Annotated in this window: 23 protein-coding genes and 1 riboswitch; of the genes, 19 read left to right on the top strand and 4 right to left on the bottom strand. The window is 43.8% G+C overall.

Annotated features, from left to right (window positions below; all coding sequences use genetic code 11):
- Positions 1–135 precede the first annotated feature (135 nt).
- Positions 136–378 carry a DUF2627 domain-containing protein gene (locus ORD22_RS13570; RefSeq protein WP_317646653.1) on the bottom strand — a complete coding sequence of 81 codons (243 nt, stop codon included), beginning with the start codon at positions 376–378 and terminating at the stop codon, positions 136–138.
- 209 nt (positions 379–587) lie between these two features.
- Between ORD22_RS13570 and ORD22_RS13565 the strand changes: the two genes are divergently transcribed.
- The 5 genes from ORD22_RS13565 (at position 588) to ORD22_RS13545 (ending at position 6,619) form a co-directional block, all read left to right on the top strand.
- Positions 588–1,682 carry a Leu/Phe/Val dehydrogenase gene (locus tag ORD22_RS13565; protein WP_317646634.1) on the top strand — a complete coding sequence of 365 codons (1,095 nt, stop codon included), beginning with the start codon at positions 588–590 and terminating at the stop codon, positions 1,680–1,682.
- 111 nt (positions 1,683–1,793) lie between these two features.
- On the top strand, positions 1,794–3,218 hold the full coding sequence (gene lpdA, locus ORD22_RS13560; RefSeq protein WP_317646633.1) for a dihydrolipoyl dehydrogenase: 1,425 nt from the start codon (positions 1,794–1,796) through the stop codon (positions 3,216–3,218).
- 64 nt (positions 3,219–3,282) lie between these two features.
- Complete coding sequence (locus tag ORD22_RS13555; RefSeq protein WP_317646652.1) at positions 3,283–4,236, top strand: thiamine pyrophosphate-dependent dehydrogenase E1 component subunit alpha; 954 nt, start codon at positions 3,283–3,285, stop codon at positions 4,234–4,236.
- Positions 4,236–5,219 carry an alpha-ketoacid dehydrogenase subunit beta gene (locus ORD22_RS13550; RefSeq protein ID WP_317646632.1) on the top strand — a complete coding sequence of 328 codons (984 nt, stop codon included), beginning with the start codon at positions 4,236–4,238 and terminating at the stop codon, positions 5,217–5,219. The genes ORD22_RS13555 and ORD22_RS13550 overlap by 1 nt, the downstream gene beginning before the upstream one ends.
- 17 nt (positions 5,220–5,236) lie before the next feature.
- A complete protein-coding gene (locus ORD22_RS13545) occupies positions 5,237–6,619 on the top strand; it encodes a dihydrolipoamide acetyltransferase family protein (protein ID WP_317646631.1) in 1,383 nt (460 codons plus the stop codon).
- A 71-nt stretch (positions 6,620–6,690) separates the two neighbouring features.
- Here the strand turns inward: ORD22_RS13545 and ORD22_RS13540 are convergent, their stop codons facing one another.
- Both ORD22_RS13540 and ORD22_RS13535 read right to left on the bottom strand, forming a co-directional pair.
- Positions 6,691–6,843 carry a hypothetical protein gene (locus ORD22_RS13540; protein ID WP_317646630.1) on the bottom strand — a complete coding sequence of 51 codons (153 nt, stop codon included), beginning with the start codon at positions 6,841–6,843 and terminating at the stop codon, positions 6,691–6,693.
- 414 nt (positions 6,844–7,257) lie between these two features.
- Positions 7,258–9,315: a molybdopterin-dependent oxidoreductase gene (locus ORD22_RS13535; protein ID WP_317646629.1), complete on the bottom strand. Its 2,058-nt coding sequence runs from the start codon at positions 9,313–9,315 to the stop codon at positions 7,258–7,260.
- A gap of 164 nt (positions 9,316–9,479) precedes the next feature.
- A riboswitch (SAM riboswitch) is annotated at positions 9,480–9,570 on the top strand.
- 130 nt (positions 9,571–9,700) lie between these two features.
- Between ORD22_RS13535 and ORD22_RS13530 the strand changes: the two genes are divergently transcribed.
- The 7 genes from ORD22_RS13530 to ORD22_RS13500 all read left to right on the top strand — a co-directional run bounded on the left by ORD22_RS13530 (position 9,701) and on the right by ORD22_RS13500 (position 17,378).
- Positions 9,701–10,972, top strand: a complete 1,272-nt coding sequence (locus tag ORD22_RS13530; protein WP_317646628.1) for an MFS transporter — start codon at positions 9,701–9,703, stop codon at positions 10,970–10,972.
- A 117-nt stretch (positions 10,973–11,089) separates the two neighbouring features.
- The gene (msrA, locus tag ORD22_RS13525) at positions 11,090–11,620 is read left to right on the top strand and encodes a peptide-methionine (S)-S-oxide reductase MsrA (protein ID WP_317646627.1); all 531 of its coding nucleotides are present in this window, start codon (positions 11,090–11,092) and stop codon (positions 11,618–11,620) included.
- 318 nt (positions 11,621–11,938) lie between these two features.
- Entirely contained in the window at positions 11,939–12,718 is a 780-nt protein-coding gene (locus tag ORD22_RS13520) for a methylmalonyl-CoA mutase family protein (protein ID WP_317646625.1), read from the top strand.
- Complete coding sequence (locus ORD22_RS13515) at positions 12,655–13,578, top strand: methylmalonyl-CoA mutase family protein (protein WP_317646651.1); 924 nt, start codon at positions 12,655–12,657, stop codon at positions 13,576–13,578. The genes ORD22_RS13520 and ORD22_RS13515 overlap by 64 nt, the downstream gene beginning before the upstream one ends.
- Positions 13,571–15,727, top strand: a complete 2,157-nt coding sequence (gene scpA, locus ORD22_RS13510) for a methylmalonyl-CoA mutase (RefSeq protein ID WP_317646624.1) — start codon at positions 13,571–13,573, stop codon at positions 15,725–15,727. The genes ORD22_RS13515 and scpA overlap by 8 nt, the downstream gene beginning before the upstream one ends.
- Before the next feature lie 32 nt (positions 15,728–15,759).
- Positions 15,760–16,809 carry a methylmalonyl Co-A mutase-associated GTPase MeaB gene (gene meaB, locus ORD22_RS13505; RefSeq protein ID WP_317646649.1) on the top strand — a complete coding sequence of 350 codons (1,050 nt, stop codon included), beginning with the start codon at positions 15,760–15,762 and terminating at the stop codon, positions 16,807–16,809.
- Between the two features lie 128 nt (positions 16,810–16,937).
- On the top strand, positions 16,938–17,378 hold the full coding sequence (locus ORD22_RS13500; RefSeq protein ID WP_317646623.1) for a BrxA/BrxB family bacilliredoxin: 441 nt from the start codon (positions 16,938–16,940) through the stop codon (positions 17,376–17,378).
- Between the two features lie 165 nt (positions 17,379–17,543).
- Here ORD22_RS13500 and prli42 read toward each other — a convergent pair whose 3' ends face one another.
- The gene (gene prli42 / locus ORD22_RS13495) at positions 17,544–17,639 is read right to left on the bottom strand and encodes a stressosome-associated protein Prli42 (RefSeq protein ID WP_317646622.1); all 96 of its coding nucleotides are present in this window, start codon (positions 17,637–17,639) and stop codon (positions 17,544–17,546) included.
- Positions 17,640–17,767: 128 nt separating this feature from the next.
- Here prli42 and mce point away from each other — a divergent pair, with 128 nt between their 5' ends.
- The 7 genes from mce to ORD22_RS13460 all read left to right on the top strand — a co-directional run bounded on the left by mce (position 17,768) and on the right by ORD22_RS13460 (position 24,292).
- The gene (mce, locus tag ORD22_RS13490) at positions 17,768–18,175 is read left to right on the top strand and encodes a methylmalonyl-CoA epimerase (RefSeq protein ID WP_317646621.1); all 408 of its coding nucleotides are present in this window, start codon (positions 17,768–17,770) and stop codon (positions 18,173–18,175) included.
- 3 nt (positions 18,176–18,178) lie between these two features.
- Positions 18,179–19,726: an acyl-CoA carboxylase subunit beta gene (locus ORD22_RS13485; RefSeq protein ID WP_317646620.1), complete on the top strand. Its 1,548-nt coding sequence runs from the start codon at positions 18,179–18,181 to the stop codon at positions 19,724–19,726.
- A gap of 18 nt (positions 19,727–19,744) precedes the next feature.
- Positions 19,745–20,869, top strand: coding sequence for a M20/M25/M40 family metallo-hydrolase (locus ORD22_RS13480; RefSeq protein WP_317646619.1), 1,125 nt, complete (start codon positions 19,745–19,747; stop codon positions 20,867–20,869).
- 33 nt (positions 20,870–20,902) lie between these two features.
- Positions 20,903–21,367: a chemotaxis protein CheW gene (locus ORD22_RS13475; RefSeq protein WP_317646618.1), complete on the top strand. Its 465-nt coding sequence runs from the start codon at positions 20,903–20,905 to the stop codon at positions 21,365–21,367.
- 119 nt (positions 21,368–21,486) lie between these two features.
- The gene (locus ORD22_RS13470) at positions 21,487–22,665 is read left to right on the top strand and encodes a DNA polymerase IV (RefSeq protein ID WP_317646617.1); all 1,179 of its coding nucleotides are present in this window, start codon (positions 21,487–21,489) and stop codon (positions 22,663–22,665) included.
- Between the two features lie 17 nt (positions 22,666–22,682).
- Positions 22,683–23,630, top strand: a complete 948-nt coding sequence (gene rnz, locus ORD22_RS13465) for a ribonuclease Z (protein WP_317646616.1) — start codon at positions 22,683–22,685, stop codon at positions 23,628–23,630.
- Between the two features lie 533 nt (positions 23,631–24,163).
- Entirely contained in the window at positions 24,164–24,292 is a 129-nt protein-coding gene (locus ORD22_RS13460; protein ID WP_317646615.1) for a hypothetical protein, read from the top strand.
- Positions 24,293–24,506: the final 214 nt, after the last annotated feature.

Raw genomic sequence — 24,506 nt, 5'->3', positions numbered from 1 at the left:
GCTGTTCGCTTGGCTCACCGCGGGCCCTCCCGAACGCGTCTGCCTGGAGCGAAGCGAAACGGTGTAATTCCACACTCCCGTACTTTTATTCGAAAGCAGAAGAAAAGGATCAAAGAATTAAAATCCCTTGATCCTTTACTTCATATCCTTTTTAAACCGTTCAGCCGCCCGACCGTTTCTTCGGTCACGTCGCAACAAGAAACCTGCAAAAAATCCTAAACCGGCAACGAATAATAGTAAACCACCTAAAAATTGTAGCCAAATAAACGGAAATGGCTGAAACAAATGTCCGAATAGAGAATCACGCATTAATTTTATACCGAGAGCCGCTGCAATTCCCGGAATTAACAGAACAATAAACGCAGCAAGACGCGCCATTTCATTCAACCCCTTATCGATTTAATTTTACCGCGTCACGATAGATTGTCAAGGACTCTGTCATCATGTACGATATAGATAGACTTCATGAGTTATAGGCTAAAAACGCAACGGAATACTGTCAAAGTTGCAATCTAGTAAGAAGAAATTTAAAATTACATATAACAACTAATCTTTACCTAATCTATTGAAAATTTGGAGGGGTACGAATGGAATTATTTACGTATATGGAAGACCATGATTATGAGCAGCTCGTTCTATGTTATGACAAGGCATCTGGGTTGAAGGCGGTTATCGCAATTCATGATACTACGCTTGGACCAGCTCTTGGTGGCACACGTATGTGGACTTATGCTAGTGAAGAAGCAGCAATTGAAGATGCATTGCGTCTAGCTAAAGGGATGACATACAAGAACGCAGCAGCCGGCTTGAATTTAGGTGGCGGGAAAACAGTTATTATCGGGGATCCAAAAACGGACAAGAACGATGAGTTATTCCGTGCGCTCGGTCGTTATGTCGAAGGTTTAAACGGTCGCTATATTACGGCAGAAGACGTAGGTACGACTGAATTCGATATGGACTTGATTCATTTAGAGACAGACTATGTAACAGGAATCTCTTCCGGTGAAGGTTCTTCAGGAAATCCATCACCCGTCACAGCACTTGGTATTTATAAAGGGATGAAAGCTGCTGCGAAGGAAGCATTTGGCGATGATTCACTTACAGGTAAAACGGTTGCAGTACAAGGTGTCGGGAACGTGGCATACACGCTATGCGAGTATTTACACGAAGAAGGCGCGCATCTAATCGTTACAGATATTAACAAAGAAGCGGTTCAACGTGCAGTTGATGCATTTGGTGCAACAGCTGTTGGAACAGATGAAATTTATTCACAAAAAGCAGATATCTTTGCTCCATGTGCATTAGGCGCAGTTATCAATGATGAAACGATTCCACAATTACAGGTGAAAGTAGTTGCAGGTTCAGCAAATAACCAATTGAAGAACCCTGAACATGGAGATCGTTTGCATGAAATGGGCATCGTGTATGCTCCAGACTACGTAATCAATTCAGGCGGCGTAATCAATGTAGCAGATGAACTCATAGGCTACAATAAAGAGCGCGCATTGAAGCGTGTAGAAGGTATTTACGATACAATCTTGAAAATCTTCGCAATCTCTAAACGAGACGGCATTCCGTCCTATTTAGCGGCTGATCGTTTGGCAGAAGAGCGCATTGCACGCGTGAGAGCGACCCGAAGCACGTTCTTGCGTAAAGAAAAAAATATCTTATCCAACAAATAAGAATAACGGATGCGTACATAATGGTAGGCCGTACCTCGCCTACCATTCCTATTGTATGCCCATATATAGGGACGGCGTGTTGTAGCTGTTCTATGGAAGGAGTCTTATACTTTGAGTAAAGAATATGACTTGGTAATTTTAGGTGGAGGAACGGGTGGATATGTTGCAGCGATTCGTGCTGCTCAACTCGGTTTAACAACAGCAATCGTAGAAAAATCCAAACTAGGCGGCACATGCTTGCATAGCGGATGCATTCCAAGCAAAGCGATGCTGAAAAGTGCGGAAGTGTTCCGTGTGACCCAACAACAAGCAGATGAATTCGGCGTAAAAACAGGCGAAGTCTCATTAGATTTCTCACAAGTGCAAAAAAGAAAACATAAAATAGTTAATCAATTGCATGCCGGAATCGAAGGCTTGATGAAAAAAGGGAAAATCGATGTTTATCATGGAACGGGTAGAATTTTAGGTGCTTCGATATTTTCTCCAATGCCAGGCACTATTTCAGTAGAGATGGACAATGGGGATGAGAATGAAATCTTGATCTTAAAAAACTTGATCATTGCAACGGGTTCAAAACCACGTACACTTCCAGGACTTGTAATTGATGAAATAGACGTCATGACATCCGATGGGGCTTTAGTTATGAATGCGCTTCCATCTTCTATGACGATTATCGGTGCGGGTGTAATTGGTATCGAATGGGCTTCTATGCTGAATGATTTTGGTGTCAAGGTGACGGTTCTTGATCGACTGGATCAGCCGTTACCTACGGAAGATCGTGATGTTGCCATCAGTATGCAAAAAGCGTTGGAGAAACGTGGTGTTACATTTATTTTAGGAGCAGAAATTCACACGGAATCACTGCAAAAAACGGATTCTGTGACGATTTCTTATACTGTAGACGGTGTCGAACAATCAATTACTAGTGAGAAGTTATTGGTGTCGGTTGGTCGTTCCGCAGTAATCGATGATATCGGTTTAGCGAATACAGAAATTCAAGTGGAAAATGGTTTCATTCAGACAAACCAGACGTATCAGACGAAAGACGATCATATCTATGCGATTGGCGACGTAATTGGAGGTCTTCAACTTGCACACGTTGCAGAACACGAAGGAATCTATGCGGTTGAGCATATCGCAGGCATGAAGCGTGAACCGATTGATTATAATCTCGTACCTAGATGTGTCTATTCGTTCCCAGAAACAGCTGCTGTCGGGTTAACAGAACAGCAAGCCGTAGATAAAGGCTATGAAGTGAAAATCGGAAAGTTCCCTTTCCAAGCCAATGGGAAAGCACTCGTAAATGGTCATACAGATGGCTTCGTTAAAATTATTACAGATCAGCAAACGGACGATATTCTCGGAGTTCATATGATGGGGGCACATGTTACGGATCTCATCTCAGAAGCGGGACTTGCGATGGTGTTGAATGCGATTCCGTGGGAAGTATCTTCCATGATTCATCCGCATCCTACATTATCAGAAGCGTTCGGTGAAGCGGCGTTGGCTGTAGAAGGACTCGCCATTCACGTGTAAAGGAGGAAACGGTTTGAACAATCGACATATTGAATTAGGTTTGACAGATGAAGATGTGTTACAAATGTATGAAAAAATGTTGATGGCCCGTCGCCTAGATGAACGGATGTGGCTACTCAATCGTGCGGGTAAAATTCCGTTTGTTATTTCATGTCAAGGACAAGAAGCGGCGCAAGTAGGTGCGGCATTTGCTTTGGATAATGAAAAGGACTGGATCGCGCCGTATTACCGAGATATGGGTATTGTATTGCACTTTGGTATGACACCAAAAGAATTGATGTTATCGGCTTTTGCAAAAGCGGAAGATCCGAACTCGGGCGGCCGTCAAATGCCTGGACATTTCGGTCAGCGAAAAAATCGGATTATTACAGGATCGTCTCCTGTAACGACGCAATTACCACACGCAGTCGGTGTAGCGCTTGCTGCTAAAATGAATAAAGAAGATTTCATCACATTTGTGACACTAGGAGAAGGTTCTTCGAATCAGGGAGATTTTCATGAGGGAATGAACTTTGCGGGTGTGCATAAATTGCCTACGGTTATTATGGTAGAAAACAATAAATATGCAATTTCCGTTCCAGTAGATAAACAATTGGCATGTGAGCATGTATCCGATCGTGCAGTGGGCTACGGGATGCCAGGCGTAACAGTAGATGGCACGGATCCACTGACGGTTTATGAAGCGGTGAAGGAAGCAGCTGACCGTGCAAGAAGCGGTGGAGGCCCTACATTAGTTGAAGCTGTCTGCTATCGTTTGACAGCGCACTCTTCAGATGATGATCAGCGTTTATATCGTGACGCGGAAGAGTTAGAACAGGAAAAGAAGTTGGATCCATTATTGACTTTCATTCAGTACTTGCAAGAACAGGAAGTATTGACGGAAGAGAAGCAAGATGAGATCGAACAACGTGTGAAGCAATTGGTCGATGAAGCTACGGAATATGCGGAATTGGCTCCTTATGCACGCCCTGAACATGCCTTGCGCTATGTTTATGATGAAGAAGGAGGCGACGCATAATGGCCGTTCGTTCATTTATAGATGCCATCAATATGGCGATGAGAGAAGAAATGGAGCGCGATGATCAAGTATTCGTTTTAGGTGAAGACGTAGGTCGTAAAGGCGGCGTATTTAAAGCGACGATCGGATTATATGATGAGTTTGGCGAATACCGCGCGCTCGATACACCGCTTGCAGAATCAGCCATTGCTGGAGTCGCGATCGGTGCAGCGATGTACGGTATGCGTCCAATTGCGGAGATGCAATTCGCCGATTTCATCATGCCTGCAGTGAACCAAATCGTGTCAGAAGCGGCGAAGATTCGTTATCGTTCCAATAATGATTGGTCTTGTCCAATTGTTATTCGTGCGCCTTTCGGTGGCGGTGTCCATGGTGCGCTTTATCATTCACAATCGGTTGAATCGATGTTTGCTTCTACACCTGGACTAAAGATTGTCATTCCGTCCACTCCTTACGATGCAAAAGGGTTATTAAAAGCTGCTGTGCGTGATCCAGATCCCGTGTTGTTCTTCGAGCATAAGCGTGCGTACCGTTTGATTAAAGGTGAAGTGCCTGACGATGATTATGTATTGCCAATCGGAAAAGCGGACTGCAAGCGTGAAGGAGACGACTTGACGATCATTACTTATGGTCTTTGTGTTCATTTCGCCTTGCAAGCAGCGGAACGACTCGCGGAAGACGGTATTTCCACTCACATTTTAGATTTACGTACAGTGTATCCACTAGATAAAGAAGCGATTATTGAAGCGGCTTCCAAAACTGGTAAGGTGCTATTAGTGACGGAAGATAATTTAGAGGGCAGTATTATGAGTGAAGTGTCTGCGATCATCGCGGAGAACTGCTTATTTGAATTAGATGCACCTATCAAACGTCTAGCAGCGCCTGATGTACCTGCTATGCCGTATGCTCCTTCGATGGAAAAATTCTTTATGATGAATCCTGACAAGGTCGAAAAAGCGGCAAGGGATTTAGCGGAGTTTTAGTCTAAGGAGGCAGAATAATGGGCATCGAAAAAATCACTATGCCAAAACTGGGCGAGAGTGTAACTGAAGGAATCATTGAAAAATGGCTAGTCAAACCAGGTGATACGGTCGCTAAGTATGACTCGTTAGCTGAAGTGACAACAGATAAAGTAACTGCCGAAGTACCTTCTTCATTTGCTGGAACGATTACGGAAATCATCGCTTCAGAAGGCGATACGGTAGAAGTAGGCGATACGGTTTGTTTGATTGACGTAGAGGGAAGTGTTGCAGCTCCTGAAGCGACTCCAAAGACGCAGAAAGAACAACTAGCTGTAGAAGAGCTGAAAGAAGCTGCGTCAGAAAAACCACAAGTCGCGCCAGTCAAACCGGCATCGACGCCTGAACTGGTGAAAACTGCGGGGAAAGCAGCGGGGAAAGCAGCGGGGAAAGCAGCGGGTAGATATTCTCCGGCTGTTTTAAAACTGTCGCAAGAACACGGCATTGACTTGGCAAACGTCGCGGGTACGGGCCGTGAAGGCAGAATTACGCGTAAAGATATTCTAGCGTTCATTGAGAATCCAACCGTCGCTCCGCAACAACTGACGGAATCAGCTGAAACAATTAAAGAACAACCGCAAGCACATACGGAAATCGCGGAATTCGATAGCGAAAAGTCCGGATTCGAACAAAATGTTACGCCGAATGTGCAGTTGGAAAATGGTGATATCGAAATTCCAGTCACAAGTATCCGTCGTGCCATCGCGAAAAACATGGTGCGTTCAGTAACCGAAGCACCACATGCGTGGACAATGGTCGAAGTCGACGTAACGGATCTTGTTGCACTGCGTGATGGTGTAAAAGAAGAGTTTAAACAAAAAGAAGGATTCAATTTAACGTACTTCGCCTTCTTTATTAAGGCTGTTTCTCAAGCGTTGAAAGAGTTCCCTGCAGTCAATTCGATGTGGGCGGGTGACACGATTGTCATGAAAAAAGACGTCAATATTTCGATTGCTGTTGCGACTGATGACGCGTTATACGTTCCAGTCATTCGACAAACAGATGAAAAAACTATCAAAGCACTTGCCCGTGATATTCACGAATTAGCGGGTAAAGTACGCAATGGAAAGCTGCAGGCGAAGGATATGCAAGGCGGTACGTTTACCGTCAACAACACGGGTTCATTTGGCTCCGTGCAGTCTATGGGTATCATCAATTACCCGCAAGCTGCGATTTTGCAAGTTGAAACGATCGTCAAGCGTCCGGTTGTCATGAACAATGGGATGGTTGCTGTACGCGATATCGTCAACCTTTGCTTGTCTCTAGATCATCGTGTCTTGGATGGTTTAGTTTGCGGGCGTTTCCTAGCGCGTGTGAAAGAATTGCTAGAGAATATGTCTAAAGAAACTACATCGTTATATTAAATACAGAGAACCTTCAGCGCTACCGCTGAAGGTTTCAGGCTGTAGACAAACTCCATAAATTTGGAGTTTGATTACAGTCTCTTTTCTTTTACAATAGAGTAAACGTCAGGAAAGGTTGATTTCCGCTGCGGATGGACGCGTTCCGCGGGCACGGCCTCAGCCGCTTCCCTCGCTGCGCTCAGTCCAGGGTCTTCGGCTCGTGCTGTTCCCGCTGGAGTCGCCATCCTCCGCTCCAATCAACTGGAACCTGTTGAACACTTATTGAGGTGATGGAAATGATGACGAAAAATCAGATCAATGAACGTGAACAGTTGGAGATGCTGACAATTGAACAGTTAGTGCCGCAAAATCACTTGGATATAGCGGAAGACTTGAGGCGTCATGAGGAAATCAAGTGAATACCAGAACTAAGTCAGAAGCTATTTTACAGATTTTATACTGAAAATAACAAAAGGGTTGGAAATCGTTACGATTTCCAACCCTTTTGTTTACACTCTGGAACCTTCAGCGCTACCGCTGAAGGTTATGAGAATTCGTTTCCCTGCATTTGGCAGAGATGTTCGTATGGGCTACTGGTCTCTAGCAAGTAATACGTTTTCATCTCTACGTAGTTCATATGCTTAGCTAGTAGGCTTATTTCAGGATTCTTCATTTTGGGAGTGCGAAACGCTCACTTCAACGCGGCCTGAGAAAAAAGTGGCGCCGCCGCCCATGTCAGCTATTCGATTGGGCGTTAATGCGTTGACAAGTCGTTGTTCACCTGTCTGATCTGCCCACAGTCCTAGACTCACGACAACACCGGGAAGGACGTGTTCACCAACTGAAATAGTCATTTCACATTCCCCACGGTCGTTCCATATACGGACAACTTCTTTGTCTGTAATTCCCCGAAGTTCTGCATCGCGCACATTCATAAATAACTTAGGTTCTTTTTCCATTTTGATATGCTTTTCATTATTCGAAAAGATCGTGTTCAAAAAATTATGATTAGCTGTAGGTACATATAGTAATGGATAATCGGAATCCTGAATGATTGGGATATACGTTGGAAGAGCTGGATAACCGTCCAACTCCATCTGTTTGGAATAAAGTTCAATTTTACCGCTAGGGGTTTGTAAGTTGTGTAACATATTGTTCGTGCCGCTTGCTTTGATGAAGCGCTTTTCCTTTAACGATTCATATGTAACTTCAGATATATGTGGATTGGTAAGATTACTTAATGCTTGCCTCATCATTTCCTGATCATCATCTTTAAAGGATGGCTCATCAAACCCCATCGCTTGTGCTAACAGTCTGAAGACATCTGAATTGGATTTGCTGTCTTCAAAAGGAGGAATGACGGGCTCGTGTATATGAATGTAATGATGCCAGAATGACGTATAGAAGTCCGTATTTTCAAATGCAGATGTGGCCGGTAGCACAATGTCCGCAAATTTAGCTGTGTCTGTTAAAAATAAATCATGAACAACCATAAATAAATCAGTACGCTCTAATCCTTCGCGCACTTTATTCGCATCGGGTGCGACTAAGGCTGGGTTGCTGTTGTAGACATACAATGAACGGATCGGTTCATTTTCTTCTAGTAACGCATCGCCTAATTGATTCATATTAAACCGCCGTGTAGGCTGTTTCAGGAGATTTGGATGTTCAAGCGCAGCTATATTATGCGTCAAATAATCTGCATTTGACTTAAGGGCACCTCCTCCTTTTACTTCCCATTGGCCAGTCAATGCCGGTAAGCAGGCAATGGTTCGGACAATCATTCCGCCATTATCGTGATGCTGCAGACCATTTCCGATTCGGATCATGGAAGGAGAAGTAGTTCCGTACATCCGGGCTAACGAGTAAATATCTTCCACAGATACACCCGTAATGCTAGAAACTATTTGAGGGTCGTAGTTTTTTACATGATCCGCCAACTCCTCATAGCCTATCGTATAGTCTTCTAGAAATGACTGATTGACCATGTTTTCTTTAAACAGAATGTGCATAATACCTAATGCAAGCGCTCCGTCAGTGCCAGGAAGGATAGGGATGAACCAATCTGCCATACGTCCGGTCTGGTTTTTATGGACGTCAATGACGACAATTTTAGCACCATTTTTTCTAGCTTTTTGTGCAATCATCATTTGGTGCATATTCGTGCTGACAGCGTTAATACCCCAAAGGATGAATAATTTTGTTTCTGTCATCTCTTCTGGATCTGTGCCATAGCGTCCGCCCATTGTATAGTTGTACCCGACCTCGCCAGCGACAGAACAAATGGTTCGGTCAAGTTGACTCGATCCAAGGCGGTTGAAGAAACGACGATCCATTCCTTTTGAACTTAACTTCCCCATATTTCCATAGAAGCTATATGGGAGGATCGATTCTGGACCTACTTCTGAAATTAATGTTTTCCAATGGTCCGTGATCGTTTCAATGGCTTCTGTCCAACTGATTGGGACAAACTTCCCGTCGCCTTTTTGTCCGACACGTTTCAAAGGTGTTGTAATACGGTGTGGATCGTAAATTCGTTCGGACATATGGCGAACTTTATTACAAATACTTCCTTTTGTTACAGGGTGTTCAGGATCTCCTTCTATTTTAACGACCTTCCCATCTTGTTTATGAATAAGTAATCCACACTGGTCTGGACAGTCAAGTGAACAGACGGAAGGAACGACACCATTTTCTATCTCTACATACGATTGCAAATCAATACCTCCTAAAACTTTGTCGACATAATCTGTTTAGTATATCATAAGAATGACTATTTCTTTAGAAGTTTCAGATAAGTGCTTGACTTCAACTTAATAACTCTATATTGTATATCCATTGCTTTAAATATTACGTATTTTCATTTAACTACATAGTATGTTTTCTATCAAGAGAGATGGAGGGACTGGCCCTATGAAATCTCGGCAACATTATTGTGCCAAATCCAGCAAGCTTTGCTTGAAAGATAGAAAGGGTTCAACATTTATATTCCATTTGAATATGAATGTATGTCAAAACTCTTTCCGTTCTTTGGAAAGAGTTTTTTGTTACATGAAAATATATACGCAACTAAGAAAAGTAAGTAGAAATGGAGAGAATGGTATGTTAGAGAGAATCGGTATTACAAAGAACTTAGGATGGGGCTTTTTTGGTGTCATGCTCTTCATGATGGGTGACGGAATAGAAGCTGGGTGGCTCAGTCCATTCTTAGTCGATAACGGGTTGACGATTCAACAGTCAGCCGCAATTTTCACAGTGTATGGAATATCGATAGCTCTTGCCTCTTGGTTTTCAGGAGTTTGTTCAGATGTGTTTGGTCCTAAACGTACGATGATGATTGGATTATCCGTATATATTATTGGTACAGCTGGTTTTATCACGTTCGGTTTTCCAACGATGAATTATCCAGTCATGCTACTAACTTATTTCATTAAAGGTTTCGGTTATCCTTTGTTTGCCTATTCCTTTTTAACATGGGTCATTTATAAAACACCACAAAATAAATTAAGTTCAGCAGTCGGTTGGTTCTGGTTTGCGTTTTGTGCGGGAATGATGGTGCTTGGGGCTTGGTATTCAAGTTATGCGATCCAACACCTCGGTTACATTAATACATTGTGGACTTCTATTTTTTGGGTATGTCTCGGTACGTTCTTTGCTTTAGTGCTCAATAAAGATAAATTTGAGAAGAAAAAAGTCGCTAACAAACGCGAAGCAGTTAGAGAATTATTAAAAGGTATTACGATTTTAAAATCGAATCCACGCGTTGCAGCAGGTGGGATTGTTCGCGTGATCAATAGTTTAAGTGTTTATGGATTCCCTGTATTCTTGCCGATTCATATGGCACAGCACGGCATTGAAACGACTGCTTGGTTGCAATTATGGGGTACATTTTTCTTAGGAAATATCATCTTTAATTTAGTATTCGGTTTTATTGGAGATACATTCGGTTGGAAACAAACGATTATTTGGTTTGGTGGAATCGGTTGTGCCATTTTCACACCGCTATTGTTTTACGTACCTGTCTTGACTAATGGAAATCTACTGATGACAAGCATTGTTGGATTCATTTGGGGTGGCTTAATAGCTGGTTTCGTTCCGATTGGTGCATTGGTACCGTCTGTCGCGGGTGAAGAAAAGGGAGCGGCGATGTCTGTGTTAAACTTTTCGGCCGGTTTGTCAACGTTCGTCGCACCTGCCATTGCATTGGCATTCATTGGGACTGTAGGAGCTGAAGGGGTTGTTTGGATTTTTAGTTTCTTATATGTAGTTAGTGCGGTGATTGTTAAATTCATACGCGTTCCGGAAGAGGATACGATGCGCAAACAAGCGATTCCGGTCTCTTCATATGGCGACAGTGTGACGAGTGTTGATTGATGAAGTTGCTGAGAACTGCAATGAACAGAATAATATGGTAGCGTAAATAGTGGCATTCTAGCAAGAAGGCATGGACCATAATTAAAAACTAAAGCGAAATGAAAGGCGATGTTGATAGTGACTAATAATACGTTTGAAAAAGCTGCATTTGCAGGTGGTTGTTTCTGGTGTATGGTAAAACCGTTTAAAGAATGGCCAGGCATTCAGGATGTTGTGTCAGGCTATATGGGTGGACATCTTGAAAATCCGACGTATGAAGATGTGAAAAAAGGCGACTCAGGCCATGTGGAAGTCGTTGAAATCACGTTTGATCCAGCTGTTTTTTCATATGAACAGTTACTCGATGTGTTCTGGCAACAAATTGATCCGACAGATGCGGAAGGTCAATTTCATGATCGTGGCTCATCGTATACGACAGCGATTTTCCATTACACGGACGAGCAACGGGAAATTGCCGAACAATCCAAAGCGAAGCTAGCGGCAAGTGGCATATTCTCAAAACCTATCGTCACAGCTATCCGTCCCGCAGAAACGTTTTATCGGGCAGAAGAGTACCATCAAGATTACTACGAAAAAGAAAAAGAACATTATAAAGATAACCGCGCGCGTTCTGGTCGAGACGAATTCATTGCCACTCACTGGAAGTAATAGTGGCCTAGTTGTGCGTAAAAAGTTCTTAAAGAGATCTACGGAAGTCCCTTGATATAATCTATCGAGGGACTTCCTTTTTTATATCCGCGTGACATTCTTCTTGCGACAATCCTACGATCTTCCTCTTTCCCATCCGATAGTTCTTTTCCTCTTACTTTGCAACTATCTTTTTGAAGCTGAAGACTTTTATTAGATTTATATGAAAATTGTATGACATCTAATCATTTTCCTCTTTCTTCATTGGCTACACTACGGTACACTAGTAGTATTGATGGTCAAAAAGGGGGAAGCAACACCATTATGCCTATACATAATATGAAATCATTCACATTTACGGCGCCGAACTATGAAGAATGGAAAGAGAGTGCCATTCAGTCATTGAAAGGAAAGCCATTTGAATCATTGTTTACGAAGACCACAGAGGGTATTGAATTGAAGCCCTTATATACAAAAGAGGATCTAGATCAACAAAAGATCTCACGCGTGACGAAGCCAGCATTTGGCTGGACGGTTGCACAACCTGTCAGCGCGACAACGGGAGAAGACTTCCTACTTCAGTTGAAAGAATCATTAGAACGAGGCAATGAAGCGATTGCGTATAACGGCTTACACCCAATATCTTGGAGTGAGCAAGCGCTTCGTCAATTAGCACAATTGCTTACAGAGTATCCACTTCTCTTTACAGAAGTGAAAAAAGAAGATCCAATTTTGCAGGCCTTTTCATATATTGAAGATGCGAAACGTGCAGATGTAACGGGTATTTGTATTAGCGAAAGTACGGTTTTACCGGAAGATTTGCCGAACGTTAAAACAAAAGGAGCAGATCTATGGACGGCTCATCATGAAGGAGCGGATGCGGTTACAGAACTTGCGTTGTCACTTGCGATCGCTGCTGAACTAGCAGAAAAGGCCACTTCATTTGAAGAGTTTACGAAAGATTTTTATGTTCGTTTTGCTTCTGACACACATTTCTTTATGGAAATCGCGAAATTCCGTGCATTCCGTGTGTTATGGAAGTTATTTAACGAAGCATATGGCGTGGAGAACGCGAAACAAGTACCATTGCTTGCTATTCGAAACTCGATCCATATGTAAACTTATTACGTGGCGGGAACTCCGCGTTTGCTGCGGTACTTGGGGGAGCGGACTGGTTAACGGTGTTGCCACATGATGTGTTGACTGGCACTTCTGCTAGCTCTATTCGCTATGCACGCAATATTCAACTCGTATTAAAAGAAGAAACACATATCGACCAAGTACTCGACCCTGCAGGTGGTTCATACTTCATCGAGTCGTTAACTGCAGAATTAATTAGCAAAGCTTGGGAGAAGTTTTTAGCAATCGAAGAAAACGGTGGCTATCAGTCGTTTCTACAATCTGGTGAACTTAGCAAGTTATACGCTGAACGTCAGAAAGAAATGGCTAGCGGGAAAAAGACGTTGATCGGTACGAATGTCTATGCAGAATTAATCGACACGAACTTGACAGATGCCTCTTCTGTGACGGTATCGAAACGTTTGGCTGAGCCGTTTGAACATCTTCGCGCACGTACGCCAGAACAGTTACCAAAAGCAGTACTACTAAACTTTGGTGCATTAAAAGATTATAAACCTCGTGCAGACTTCGTCAGTGGATTCCTAGCTGTTGGTGGCATTGAGGCACAGTGGAGCCCTTCTTTCGACTCTATCGATCAAGCGCTCAGTTGGATCAAAGAAGAACAGCCACACTATGCGGTAATCTGTGCTTCTGCAGCGGCAACGGAAGAAGTCGTTACAAACTTCTTAAAAGAAGATGCAGGAGATGTTGTTCTGGATGTAGCGGGGAAATACCCGAAAGAACTTTCCGATCAATGGCTTGCTAATGGGCTAAATGGCTTTATGTTCGCTGGTCAGGATAAAATAGCAAAATTACAGGACATTGCCAACATTACGATAGGGGGCCATCCAGTTGAGTAAACCCGATTTTAAAAAAGTAGATATACAACAAACGCTAAATGAACTGTCGCAACAAGCGCAAGAGAAAGAAACCTTCGCAACGAATGAAGGGATCGATGTTTCACCGGTCTATACGGCAAAAGATATTGAACATACGGAGCATGTATCTGATTTTCCTGGTATTGCGCCGAATACACGCGGTCCGTACCCGACGATGTATGTCGCGCGTCCGTGGACGGTTCGACAGTACGCTGGGTTCTCTACAGCGGAAGAAAGTAACGCGTTTTATCGCCGCAACTTGGCGATGGGACAAAAAGGATTATCGGTTGCATTCGACTTGGCGACGCACCGTGGCTACGATTCCGATCACCCACGCGTAACAGGAGACGTCGGAAAAGCGGGTGTAGCGATTGATTCGATTGAAGATATGAAAATTCTATTTGACGGAATTCCTCTTGATCAAATGTCTGTTTCGATGACGATGAACGGTGCAGTATTGCCGATTATGGCGTTTTATATCGTAGCAGCTGAAGAACAAGGTGTGCCTACAGAAAAACTATCAGGGACAATCCAGAATGACATTTTGAAAGAATATATGGTGCGGAATACGTACATATTCCCACCGGCAATGTCGATGCGAATTATTGCGGATATTTTCTCGTATACGTCGCAAAACATGCCGAAATTCAACTCGATTTCTATTTCGGGTTACCATATGCAAGAAGCGGGCGCGACAGCTGATATTGAACTCGCGTATACGTTAGCAGATGGACTAGAGTATGTACGCACAGGTTTGAAAGCAGGAATTGATATTGACTCCTTTGCGCCACGTCTATCATTTTTCTGGGCGATCGGCATGAACTATTATATGGAAATCGCCAAAATGCGCGCGGCTCGTAAAATTTGGGCACAGATGATGCAGTCATTTGAGCCGAAAAACTCGAAGACTCTTGCATTGCGTACACACTCTCAAACTTCTGGTTGGAGTTTGACGGAGCAAGATCCATTTAATAACGTTACGCGTACATTAGTAGAAGCAAACGCGGCTTCCATGGGCCACACGCAGTCATTGCACACAAATGCTTTGGACGAAGCGATTGCCTTGCCGACAGACTTCTCTGCGCGGATTGCACGTAACACGCAATTGTTCTTACAGGAAGAAACAATGATGACTAAAGTAATTGATCCGTGGGGCGGCTCGTATTATGTAGAGAAGCTGACGGAGGAATTGATGGAAAAAGCATGGGAGTTAATTGCTGAAATCGAATCATTAGGTGGCATGGCGGAAGCGATTGAAACAGGCTTACCGAAGATGAAGATTGAAGAAGCAGCAGCAAAGCGCCAAGCGAAAATCGATTCACGTGCAGAAACAATCGTCGGAGTGAATAAATATCGACTCGATACGGAAGATGCAATCGATATTTTAGATATCGACAATACATTAGTACGTCAAAAGCAAATTGACCGGATTAACGAGATGAAAGCTAACCGGGATGAAGAAGTAGTCCAAGCGGCACTAGCGGCGATTACGCAATCAGCTAAAGACGGCGAAGGAAACTTACTGGCGCTTGCAGTAGATGCAGCAAGAGCACGTGCGACAATCGGTGAAATTTCAGATGCGATTGAATCCGTTTCAGGTAGACATAAGGCGGTGATCCGTTCAGTGAGTGGTGTATACAGTGCAAACTTCTCCAATGAAGAAGAAATTCAAGAAGTAAAAGATATGACAGACGAATTCCTTGAAAATGAAGGGCGTCGTCCACGTATTTTGATCGCTAAAATGGGTCAAGATGGACATGACCGTGGGGCGAAAGTTATCGCGTCTTCATTCGCCGATCTAGGCTTCGACGTGGATATCGGACCGTTATTCCAAACACCTGAAGAAACAGCGCTACAAGCGGCAGAAAATGATGTGCATGTAATTGGCGTTAGTTCACTCGCTGCGGGGCATAAAACATTAGTTCCTACATTGCGTGAAGAGTTGAAGAAAATCGGGCGAGAAGATATTCTTGTCGTAGTAGGTGGAGTTATTCCTGCGCAGGACTATGATTTCTTACGTAAAAATGGAGCAGCGGCAATCTTCGGACCTGGTACAGTGATTCCGGTGGCGGCTCAAAAAGTAATCGAGGAAATCTACCGACAGTTGGGCTACGAGGAAGTGACGGATTGACAAACAAACAAAACGGACGGGATGATTCAGCAATGCATGTAATGCGCGGGATTAAATCCACACACGATGGATTTGTTGCCTCTTCACGTAAACGCTTTGTTAAAAAAGATCCATCGCACGGAAATTTAGATGCTTTACGCGCAGAAATAGAAAACGGTTCACGTCTTCATCTAGCTAGGGGCATTACGTTGCTTGAAAGTACGAAACAGAGCGATAAAAAGCTCGGACAAGAGATTTTAACGAGTCTCTTGCCTAAGACGGGTAATTGTATTCGAATTGGTATTACCGGCGTGCCGGGTGCAGGGAAAAGTACATTTATCGAAGCATTCGGTCTGATGTTGGCTGACATGGGCTTTAAAGTGGCGGTTCTCGCAATCGACCCGAGCTCAACGTTGACGGGCGGTAGTATTTTAGGGGATAAAACACGTATGGAGGAGTTGGCGCGGCATGAAAATGCATTCATCCGTCCATCTCCGTCTGCCGGAACACTTGGTGGCGTGCACAAAAAGACACGTGAAACGATGTTGCTTTGTGAGGCAGCTGGCTATGATGTTATTCTTATCGAAACCGTAGGAGTAGGACAAGGAGAAACGATTGTGCGTGGCATGGTCGATTATTTCTTATTACTTGTGCTTACAGGTGCTGGGGACGAACTGCAGGGAATGAAAAAAGGAATTATGGAGCTAACGGATGGTATTGTTGTGCATAAAAATGACGGCAATAATAAACAGCTAGTGAAAAAGACCGTAAGAGAATATACGCGGATTTTGCATATGCTGCAGCCAGCCTCTCCTAACTGGACATCCACAGCAAAACCCGTTTCTTCTATTGAACGTACAGGTTTAGAAGAAGTGTGGGAAACGATTCTAGAATTCAAGCAAGTGATGACAGAGAATAATCATTGGGAAATTAGACGGCAGCACCAAACGAGAGATTGGTTCCATTCGATGATTAAAGATCATTTGATTGATTCATTTTACGCCGAAGAAGGCAAGAAAGCAGAAGTCAAAACACTTGAGAGTGAATTGTTAGAAGGTCATCTCACAGTTTCTGGTGCAATTGACCGATTGTTTTCTTCTTGATTTGCATAGGTTTATGCTATGATTGAGTTGGGTGACCAATTACTTTTTTGCGAACCACTGGACAAGCATCAGCAAGTAACGGTAGTGGTCATCACAATCATAGGTAGTAGGAAAGGAGATCCTGTAAAATGACAATGAATTTTGATTTTTACATGAACGATATGACAAACCAAGCAAGAGCAGAAATGGAAGCGAGCGGCTACGAGCAACTAAAAACAGTTGAAGACGTAGAGGCAGCATTCAAACGCCCTGGAACGACTTTAGTAATGATTAACTCCGTATGTGGATGTGCTGGAGGAATCGCACGCCCAGCAGCTGCACACGCTGTACACTACGACAAGCGCCCAGACCACCTAGTGACAGTATTTGCTGGACAAGACAAAGAAGCTACTGCACAAGCCCGTATGCACTTTGGAGAAGATCATATTCCATCCTCTCCATCATTCGCTCTACTAAAAGACGGTAAACTAATCGGCGAAGTAGGACGCTATGAAATCGAAGGACATGACCCAATGTCAGTAGTAGTAAATCTTCAAGAGCAGTTTGAAGAGCACTGCAAAGAAATCTAATAAAAGCGGAAGACGCCGTCTAGGCTCGACAGGCGTTGGAGATCTTCCCACAAAGGCGTTCTTTGCCTTTTTGGGAAGATCGAAACGTCCCGAGAGCCTGGCGTCTGCAGCTAGATGAAACAAAAAACCGTTCGCATGAATGTCATGCGAACGGTCCTTCCTTAATTAAAAGAATACGCTTAAGCCCATCAACAGAGTAGACGCAACCATAGCGACGATCATTAAATAGACGACGGTTTTTTGGATTTTTTTATTACTCATGCAACATAACTCCTTACACGTTGGAATAGGTATGCATTTATTTTAACAGAATTATGGATTTCCACAACTAGAATGGCTGTTCCGTGCAAGAGATACTCATATATAAGTAGTCAAAGGGGACATAACATATGAACAAAGTAGATCATATTGGAATTGCGGTAAAAAATATGGAACAATCGTTAGACTACTACATACATACACTTGGACTTGAAGTCATGGCGATTGAAGAAGTAGCTAGTCAAGGCGTGAAAGTGGCTTTTATCGACGCACATAACGTGAAAATCGAATTATTAGAGCCGATGTCCGAAACTAGTCCAATCGCTAAATTTATTGAGAAGCGCGGTGAAGGGGTTCACCACATCGCGTTTGGAGTCTCTGATATTCGAACAAGAATGCAAGAATTGAACGAAAAAGGAGTGCAGCTACTATCTGCTGAACCCAAACCGGGTGCTGGCGGAGCGGAAGTTGCGTTCTTACATCCGAAATCATCATATGGTGTGCTGTATGAATTATGTGAAAAGACTAAGGGGGAATAATAGATGAATATTTATGATAAAATTAATGAACTTTATGACAAGAAACGCGAAATCGAGTTAGGTGGCGGCGACGAGCGTATTATGAAGCAACATGAAAAAGGGAAATTGACAGCTCGCGAACGTATCGAATTATTGCTTGACGAAGGTTCTTTCGTAGAATTAAATCCTTTCGTAGTTCACCGTACACGTGATTTCGGCATGGACAAACAAGAAGGACCTGGTGATGGGGTAGTTACTGGGTACGGAAAAATTCATGGCCGTCCAGTTTATTTATTCTCCCAAGATTTCACCGTATTCGGTGGAGCGCTTGGTGAAATGCATGCGATGAAAATCGCCAACGTAATGGATCTAGCAGCTAAAAATGGTGCGCCATTCATCGGCTTGAACGATTCAGGCGGAGCGCGTATTCAAGAAGGTGTACTTTCACTTGACGGCTACGGAGAAATTTTCTACCGTAACGCCATTTATTCAGGTGTTATTCCGCAAATTTCTGTTATTTTAGGACCTTGTGCAGGTGGAGCCGTGTATTCTCCAGCGATTACAGACTTCGTTATTATGACGGATAAAACGAGCCAGATGTTCATTACTGGACCGAAAGTTATCGAAACGGTAACGGGTGAAAAAATTTCATCTGAAGGTTTGGGTGGAGCAAAAGTTCATAACACAATAAGCGGTAACGCACACCTTCGTGGAGAAAATGAAGAAGTCGTGCTAGAAAAAGTTCGTGAACTCTTAACGTACTTGCCACAAAATAACACAGAAAAAACACCAGTTCAGCCATATGAAGCGCAAGATGATTATCGCGAAGATTTAGCTGACATCGTTCCGTTCGAAACGATTCGTCCGTATGATGTACGTAGAGTCCTTGAGCATGTAGTGGACGAAGGTTCATTCTTTGAAATCCAGCCGGAATTTGCAAAAAATACGGTTGTTGGTTATGCACGTATGAAAGGAGAAACGGTCGGATTCGTTTGTAATCAGCCAAAAGTTATGGCTGGTGGACTCGATATCGATTCATCAGATAAGATTGCACGCTTTATCCGCACATGCGACTCATTTAATATTCCAATCATCACATTTGAAGACGTGACTGGCTTCTTCCCAGGTGTTAAACAAGAGCACGGTGGAATCATTCGTCATGGCGCGAAAATTTTGTATGCATATTCTGAAGCAACAGTACCGAAAATCACATTAATCTTGCGTAAAGCATTCGGTGGCGCATATGTTGCGTTGAACTCGAAGGCAATTGGCGCAGACGTTGTATACGCTTGGCCAAATGCGGAAGTAGCGGTTATGGGTGCGGAAGGTGCAGCGAACATTATCTTTGCGCGCGATATCGCGAGTAGTGAAGATCCTGAAGCCACACGTGCAGCGAAGATCGAAGAGTACCGTGAGAAATTTGCGAATCCATATGTTGCGGCTTCACACGGCATGATCGATGATGTTATTGATCCTCGTGAAACACGCATTAAATTATTGCAAGCACTTGAAATGATGAGAAATAAGCAAGAAGATCGTCCGAAGAAAAAGCACGGCAACATACCTCTATAAGTAAGGGAGTCTTTATCATTGAATGAAACACGTCTACTAGAAGAGTTTTTAGAATTAGTGAAAATTGATTCTGAAACAAAAAACGAACGTCAAATTGCGGATGTGCTAACGAAGAAATTGGAAGCACTCGGTTTTGAAGTGACTGAAGATGACACGAGTGAAAAAACTGGACACGGTGCAGGAAACTTAATTGCAAATTTAGCAGGTTCACTGGATGCCGATCCGATTTATTTCACATGTCATATGGACACAGTCGTTCCAGGCCAGCAAATACAGCCGGTCGTAAAAGAAGATGGCTATGTGTATAGTGACGGCACAACGATTTTAGGAGCCGACGACAAAGCAGGAATCGCAGCTCTTCTTGAAATGGCGAAAGTACTTCAAGAAACAGGCAACGAGCATGGTCCGATCCAATTCATTATTACGGCTGGGGAAGAAAGTGGCCTAGTCGGTGCGAAAGCGATGGATCAAAGCGTGTTGAAAGCGAAATACGGTTTCGCGATCGATAGTGATGGGAAAGTGGGCGGCATTGTTACAGCTGCTCCTTACCAATCGAAACTATGGACGACGATTTACGGGAAAACGGCGCATGCAGGCGTCGCACCAGAAAAAGGGATTTCTGCGATTACACTCGCGGCGAAATCCATTGCCGGCATGGGTCTAGGTCGCATTGACGAGGAAACGACAGCGAATATTGGTCGATTTGAAGGCGGAAAAGCAACGAATATCGTATGCGAAGAAGCGTTCATTTTATCTGAAGTGCGTTCGATTAATCCTGACAAGATGCAGAAACAAATCGATTCGATGACAGAAAAGTTCAGTACGACGAGCCAGTCATTGGGCGGGCGTGCCGAAACGACGACGCAATTGATGTATCCTGGATTTAATTTATCTGACGATGAAGAAGTCGTACAAGTAGCGATGCAGGCAATACGTAATGTCGGACGCGAGCCGCAGACGATGACGAGCGGTGGCGGAAGTGACGGAAATGTCTTTAATGGCATGGGTGTGCCGACTGTGACATTGTCTGTAGGCTATGAAGAAATTCATACGAAAAACGAGCGTATGCCGATTGAAGAGCTGAATAAGCTAACGGAATTACTACTTGAGATCGTCAGTCTGGTTGGCAATCAAGCGAATTAAACAAATTTCACTGAATTGAAAGAAGGTGCTAGTATGCAAGCTGTTATCGTACAAACGGGTAATGAAGAATATGCACTGCCAGTAGAATCCGTTGTCTCCATTGAAAAACTTGAATATATTACGCCGATACCACATTTACCAACGTATTTATTAGGTTTGATGAAGTCGCGTGGTGAATTGGTGCCGATATTGGATTTTAGTCAAATTCTTTATTATACACCAACCGCACGAGAAGCGGATTCGCATATTGTCGTCTTAACTACAGAGCAGATTGAAATCGGTTTATTAGTGTTGGATGCAAAAGAAATATTGGAGTTACCTGATGGTCGATTGACTTCGACCGCTTTAAAAGCATACTCCAAGACACCTTATTTCACGACAGTAGCGAATTTGGAAGATCGTGTGATTACCGTTATTGATCCAAACATTTTGGCAACTACACTTGCGGGGATGGATGAAATTTCGGCGTATGTACGCGAACAGAGACAAACTTCGTAAGAGAATGGGACAATATACTATTAAAAAAGTGGCAAACTGTAGCTAGTTTGCCGCTTTTTCCTGTTGCTTGTAGCGAAATCCATGTAAACTAGATACAATCATGAAAGATAGGTGTCGACATGACGGATCAACGCAATCCACGAGTCATCATGCATCTTGATATGAATAGCTTTTTTGCATCCGTTGAACAAGCGGCTAATCCGAAACTAAAAGGGATTCCACTCGCAGTCGCAGGCAATCCGAAAGAACGTAGAGGGATTTTGGTGACATGTTCGTACGAAGCAAGAGCGTTCGGGGTGTATACGACGATGACAGTAGGAGAAGCCAAACGACTGTGCCCACAATTAACGATTGTCCCGCCACGTCACGAGCTGTACCGACAAATGTCCGATGCAGTGTTTGAGATTTTGCGCAGTTATACGGAATGGGTCGAACCTGTTTTCGATGAAGCGTATATTGATACGACAGAAATCGGCGGTCTCACGCGTGCCTATGAACTCGCTGAAGAAATCCAGCAGCGAATTTTACAAGAACTCGATCTTCCGTGTTCGATTGGCATCGCACCGAATAAATTTTTGGCGAAAACCGCATCAGATATGAAAAAACCAATGGGCATTACAATTTTACGTAAGCGGCAAGTCGCACATGTGCTCTGGCCATTACCAGTCATTGATATGCACGGCATTGGGAAGCGAACGGAAGAAAAATTACATAGCGCCGGTATTCGTACGATTGGTGAATTAGCCGTTGCTGAAAAAATTAAGCTAGAAGGATTACTAGGGAAAAACGGTTTGCGTCTCCAACAACGCGCAAATGGTATCGATCAACGCCCCGTAGATCCTGAAAGCGCGGAGGAGCGCAAAAGTATTGGAAGTTCCACGACGCTGCCTGTCGATTTAACGGAACTAGACGAATGTATACCGATATTTCAACGGTTAGCGAATAAAGTGGCGACCCGCTTAGCGACTAAGTCTTTAGCCGGTATCACCATCAGCATTCAAATTCGCTATGCAGACTGGCAAAATACGACGCGAAGTCGAACCGTCCATCAAGCGGTCTATCTCGCGGAAGATATAACGTCTATCGCGTTAGAACTTTTTGAACGCCATTGGAACAACGAACCGATTCGCTTGCTAGGCGTTACTGTATCAAACGTCTTAGAGCGCCACGAAATGGTTGAGCAATTGACATTTGATAATTTCGAACAACAAGAAAAAGAACATCAAGTGGACCAACTCGTCTCGAATCTAACTAAGCGTTTTGGCGATGGTGTCATTAAAAAAGGGTGGTCAGAGTAAACGAAAGGAGCTACTCAATGGATATAGAATTTTTAGGAACTGGCGCGGGAATGCCTTCGAAACAGCGAAATACTTCAGCACTCGTCCTTGATTTAACAGATGAAAATAGAGAAAATTGGCTGTTTGATTGTGGGGAAGCGACGCAACACCAGCTACTGCACAGCGCCATCAAACCGAAAAAAATTACGAAGATTTTCATTACACATTTACACGGTGATCATATTTTCGGCTTGCCTGGCTTCCTTAGTTCCCGTGCGTTTCTAGGGGGCGACGAGCCAGTGGATCTTTACGGTCCAGCAGGTTTGAAGGAATGGTTGCAACATACGTATCAACTGACGGGTACCTATTTGCCGTATAAGCTAAACGTTCATGAAGTAACAGATGGCTTAATCCTTGAGACAGATGAATTCAAGGTTTATGCGAAAGAAGTGAAGCATGTAATCAAAAGCTACGGCTATCGAATCGAGCAGAAAGAATTACCGGGAACGCTGTTAATTGACAAGGCCATTGAGCAAGGTGTTCCTAAAGGTCCTTTACTGCAGAAGTTAAAGGCTGGGCAGGACGTAGAGCTTGATAATGGGCAGATGGTGTATAGTAAGGACGTCACAACGGAGCGTAAACCGGGCTTTGTTCTTACGGTGATTGGCGATACGTCTTATTGTGAGGCGTCTGTGGAGTTGGCCCAACATGCGGATGTGTTGATTCATGAGGCGACGTTTACGCAAGCGTATGCGGAAGGCGCGAAGGAGTTTGGGCATTCGACGGTAGTGGATGCGGCTACGGTAGCGAAGGAAGCATGTGTTAAACATTTGATTGTGAATCATATTAGTTCGCGTTTTATGCCGAGTGAGATGGTGGATTTTCATGCGGAAGGTGCAGCGGTGTTCGCTGCGTTGTCGGTTGCGGATGATTTTATGCGGTTTCGTTTGAAGAATGGTGAGTTGAGTTGTGTGAAGAAGCAGTAGGGGCTGTCCAATGAGTTGGGCGGTCTTTTTTTGTTGTGTCGTCGCTCGACTTTTTTACGGTACTGAAGTTTGTAAAGGTCGGTTTCCTATTACCGCTTCGGCACGTGGGGGATTGCCTCCCGCCATGAGCCAACAAGCGAAGATCGCGCTAGTTGTCTCCTGGCTTTGGCTGACCCCGCAGTTGTGCCTTCGCTAGTGAGTGCAGTGTAGTTTTAGTGGGCTTTGGTACAAAAGTAAAACATTTTGTGTTGGATCGTCGCTCGACTTTTTTACGGTACTGAAGTTTGTAAAGGTCGGTTTCCTATTACCGCTTCGGCACGTGGGGGATTGCCTCCCACAAAGAGCCAACTAGCAAAAATCGCGCTAGCTGTCTCTTTGTTTCGGCTGACCCCGCAGTTGTGCCTTCGCTAGTGAGTGCAGTGTAGTTTTTGCAGTCTTTGATACAAAGTAAAGTTTACTTTTAGACTTCAACGTCCAATGCTACTTACTTTCCCTCACTAAACGAAGGCGCCTTACAAGCGGTAGGCGGAGCGATGAGACAGAAAGGCGATCTTCCTTTCTGGCTCATCGCGGGAGCCATCCGCCAGCGCCGAAGTGGGTTCAGTGACGAATTACTTTTCTACATACAGAAGCGGATTGATGTGTCTGGGACTTACTACTAGTTAGTAATGTGTCGTAGCTCGACTTTTTTATGGTACTGAATTTCATAAAGGTCCGTTTCCTATCACCGCTTCGGCACGTGGGGGATTGCCTCCCGCCATGAGCCAACAAGCGAAAATCGCGCTAGTTGTCTCATGGCTTCGGCCGACCCCGCAGTTGTGCCTACGCTAGTATGTACAGTGTAGTTTTAGTGGGCTTTGGCACTTACCGAATTAA

The sequence above is a fragment of the Sporosarcina sp. GW1-11 genome (assembly GCF_033088395.1).
GTDB lineage: Bacteria > Bacillota > Bacilli > Bacillales_A > Planococcaceae > Sporosarcina.
This window is presented reverse-complemented; position numbering and strand designations above follow the sequence as displayed.

What these genes read in the sequence shown, in the direction of transcription:
- ORD22_RS13570 (WP_317646653.1), bottom strand. Translation starts at nt 378, where the DNA reads ATGGCGCGTCTTGCTGCGTTTATTGTTCTGTTAATTCCGGGAATTGCA.
- ORD22_RS13565 (WP_317646634.1), top strand. Translation starts at nt 588, where the DNA reads ATGGAATTATTTACGTATATGGAAGACCATGATTATGAGCAGCTCGTT.
- ORD22_RS13555 (WP_317646652.1), top strand. Translation starts at nt 3,283, where the DNA reads ATGTATGAAAAAATGTTGATGGCCCGTCGCCTAGATGAACGGATGTGG.
- ORD22_RS13550 (WP_317646632.1), top strand. Translation starts at nt 4,236, where the DNA reads ATGGCCGTTCGTTCATTTATAGATGCCATCAATATGGCGATGAGAGAA.
- ORD22_RS13545 (WP_317646631.1), top strand. Translation starts at nt 5,237, where the DNA reads ATGGGCATCGAAAAAATCACTATGCCAAAACTGGGCGAGAGTGTAACT.
- ORD22_RS13540 (WP_317646630.1), bottom strand. Translation starts at nt 6,843, where the DNA reads ATGGCGACTCCAGCGGGAACAGCACGAGCCGAAGACCCTGGACTGAGC.
- ORD22_RS13530 (WP_317646628.1), top strand. Translation starts at nt 9,701, where the DNA reads ATGTTAGAGAGAATCGGTATTACAAAGAACTTAGGATGGGGCTTTTTT.
- ORD22_RS13520 (WP_317646625.1), top strand. Translation starts at nt 11,939, where the DNA reads ATGAAATCATTCACATTTACGGCGCCGAACTATGAAGAATGGAAAGAG.
- meaB (WP_317646649.1), top strand. Translation starts at nt 15,760, where the DNA reads ATGCATGTAATGCGCGGGATTAAATCCACACACGATGGATTTGTTGCC.
- ORD22_RS13500 (WP_317646623.1), top strand. Translation starts at nt 16,938, where the DNA reads ATGACAATGAATTTTGATTTTTACATGAACGATATGACAAACCAAGCA.
- prli42 (WP_317646622.1), bottom strand. Translation starts at nt 17,639, where the DNA reads ATGAGTAATAAAAAAATCCAAAAAACCGTCGTCTATTTAATGATCGTC.
- mce (WP_317646621.1), top strand. Translation starts at nt 17,768, where the DNA reads ATGAACAAAGTAGATCATATTGGAATTGCGGTAAAAAATATGGAACAA.
- ORD22_RS13485 (WP_317646620.1), top strand. Translation starts at nt 18,179, where the DNA reads ATGAATATTTATGATAAAATTAATGAACTTTATGACAAGAAACGCGAA.
- ORD22_RS13475 (WP_317646618.1), top strand. Translation starts at nt 20,903, where the DNA reads ATGCAAGCTGTTATCGTACAAACGGGTAATGAAGAATATGCACTGCCA.
- ORD22_RS13470 (WP_317646617.1), top strand. Translation starts at nt 21,487, where the DNA reads ATGACGGATCAACGCAATCCACGAGTCATCATGCATCTTGATATGAAT.
- rnz (WP_317646616.1), top strand. Translation starts at nt 22,683, where the DNA reads ATGGATATAGAATTTTTAGGAACTGGCGCGGGAATGCCTTCGAAACAG.
- ORD22_RS13460 (WP_317646615.1), top strand. Translation starts at nt 24,164, where the DNA reads ATGAGACAGAAAGGCGATCTTCCTTTCTGGCTCATCGCGGGAGCCATC.